We start from the raw sequence: 2,317 nt of genomic DNA, 5'->3' as shown, positions 1-2,317 counted from the left end.
CAAGATGGCAGATGCAAGAAGAGCGCTTGACTGGGAAGCACAGTGGGAATGTGCTATAGACCCCAAAACAGCAAAAGCAATCCGCGATGACAGAAAGCCCGAGCATGAAGACACCTGTTCCATGTGTGGAAAGTTCTGTGCGGTAAGAAGTATGAATAAAGCACTTGCGGGAGAATATATTGATATTTTGTAGGTTCCGGCATATTCAAATCATCGAATCCCGAAAATTCAACTCGGGGGTGGTAAGGTTCAGTTGCAGAACATGCTAAATGCTTTCGGGGATTGAGGGCATCATCCCTTGTAAAGTTAAATGTAGGGAAGATATCGAGAATATATCTTTAATGTCTGAGATTTTGTTTTTCCTAGTACAACACCTACTCTAGAATAATTTTTTTTTCCCCTTGAGACTTTGATAAACATAGCCGCATTATGGCAGGACTTTACAAAAGAATAAAGAATAAACATTATATCGTTATGTTCTCGATAACTGAACTCATTCCCACATCGGATACAACCTGTTCCTTGACGGCTCTGTTAACGGCATTAATGCTAGTTTGCCGTAGCAATCTCCGAAAAGCAGCAACAGTGCGGCGGTTTCCGTATCGGCGATGTTGTCAAAGGCACAGCGTGGACAAAGAAGTATCCCGGTTGGGAGTACGCCGACTACTATCGAGCGGGTGCAGATGATTAAATCGAAGGGCAGGGGATAAAAAGTCGGGAAGGAATATCGTGGAGCAATTCGGGAACATGCTTGAATTAATTCAGCTGCAAAGAAGCAGTGAGCTTATATGAGACAGGAAGGAAGAGAATAATGGAATTGAACAAAATTTGTCAGAATTGCAACAGCTTTTTTCAAGACATCAAAGAATTAGATATAGATTTTGGAGTATGCTTAATGGATAGTGCTTTCGAGCCTTTTATGGATGAAGTTGTGGAAAATGCGGATTTTTCATGTTGCCGTGAGTTATATCTGAAAAAGCGGTTTGATGGCGCAAGGGAAGTATGTGAGAATTATGAGGAAATTGAAGTCGTTGATATTTCGGATGACGAGGATATTAATCCCTATATTCACTCTGAAAAAATGAAGCATCAAAATGTGGATGAGGTTATCAAATACTTTTACGATGCCGATAACACGATAGTCAATAATGCTATATCGACGATTTCAATGTATGTACATATTGGAAATGAAAAGGCTTATAAAGGCCTGATCGACTATTATGTGAGCTTGGGGCCGGCGGAAAGCCTAGAAGATGTTTACCTCAGATTAAAAATCGTAGATATACTTACTTCAAAGGAATCAGAAAAGAATACGATAAAAGCATATGTAAATGAACTTGCAAGGACTCCCTCTAATAATACGACAAGACAACTTTATACGGAAATTCTGAAACGATTGAGCAGATGTCCTTCGGAAATGGTTCAAGAACCGCTTATGGATTTACTTGAAAAAAAGAAATTCAGCTATAAAATAAAGAATAGGATTATGGAGGCTGCGCGGATAAGAAAAGCAGATGAAAACTGGTATAAGTAACGCCAAGGTCCTGACGGACCTGTTGGCACCAGAAAATTATTTTCCAGAAATGGGAGGGCGAAATTCATAAAAATGAATAAACAGAGGTTGTTGATACAGCCTCTTTCGTTGTCCCTTTAGAAATATTCATTTTGAAAGGGTGCTGTAAGATGAGTATATTTACTTCCAGAGAATATGAATTCAAGCCTTTTGAAGCCGGACAGTTCTATAAATTGGCGACAGAGCTAATTAATTTTAAAGGAACAAGCCTTGATCAATGCAATTTCAGAATTTCTTACACAGTCGAGGATATGAGCATTACGGACAGTATCGATATTGATAAATTGTCAGAGATAAAACTACTTGGGAAAAATCTTGATTTGCTTGCTATGGAGATAGGCAAAGAGTCAATTAAATTTTATGAGTCTCATGGAGACATAACGGTCTTATTCAGTTTGTCATTAGGCATAGAAAAAGCAAAAGAAATGATTGCCCTAACTGAAAGCATACTTAATTTGAGTAGAATAGAGAAAATAGAAACTGACGAAACAGAGTGTTCTGAAGATAACAAAGCATTATCGGGGAGTGGAGAGCATGTTGAGGTTTGGAAAAAAACCTTAAAGATACTAAGAAGACGGATGGAAAACAATGCTTATAAAACTTGGATGTAGCGAACTGAGTTCTTTGGCGGTAATGTGCCCATTGCCAATTTCATTTAATTATTAACTTTAGATTCACCGCCTTCAGCGGTTATTCTTTTTCTCGCAAATCTTTGCCGATGGCGGCAATCTTAATTCTAACCAA

Annotated in this window: 3 protein-coding genes; all 3 read left to right on the top strand. The window is 38.5% G+C overall.

The annotated features are described in order from the left end of the window. On the top strand, window positions 1-193 hold a 193-nt coding region (locus VB077_RS16235), incomplete at its 5' end, for a phosphomethylpyrimidine synthase ThiC (protein ID WP_323416303.1). Window positions 194-811: 618 nt separating this feature from the next. Continuing rightward, window positions 812-1,534, top strand: coding sequence for a hypothetical protein (locus VB077_RS16230; RefSeq protein ID WP_323416302.1), 723 nt, complete (start codon window positions 812-814; stop codon window positions 1,532-1,534). A 149-nt stretch (window positions 1,535-1,683) separates the two neighbouring features. Continuing rightward, window positions 1,684-2,184 carry a hypothetical protein gene (locus VB077_RS16225; protein ID WP_323416301.1) on the top strand — a complete coding sequence of 167 codons (501 nt, stop codon included), beginning with the start codon at window positions 1,684-1,686 and terminating at the stop codon, window positions 2,182-2,184. Window positions 2,185-2,317: the final 133 nt, after the last annotated feature.

This window comes from Desulfitobacterium sp., assembly GCF_034927245.1.
Taxonomy (GTDB): Bacteria; Bacillota; Desulfitobacteriia; order Desulfitobacteriales; family Desulfitobacteriaceae; genus Desulfitobacterium_A.
Note: the sequence above shows the minus strand (reverse complement) of the source record. Positions and strands in the feature narration are given on the sequence as shown.

Bases quoted from the DNA above. Each gene is read 5' to 3' on its own strand.
- VB077_RS16230 (WP_323416302.1), top strand. From the start codon at position 812: ATGGAATTGAACAAAATTTGTCAGAATTGCAACAGCTTTTTTCAAGAC.
- VB077_RS16225 (WP_323416301.1), top strand. From the start codon at position 1,684: ATGAGTATATTTACTTCCAGAGAATATGAATTCAAGCCTTTTGAAGCC.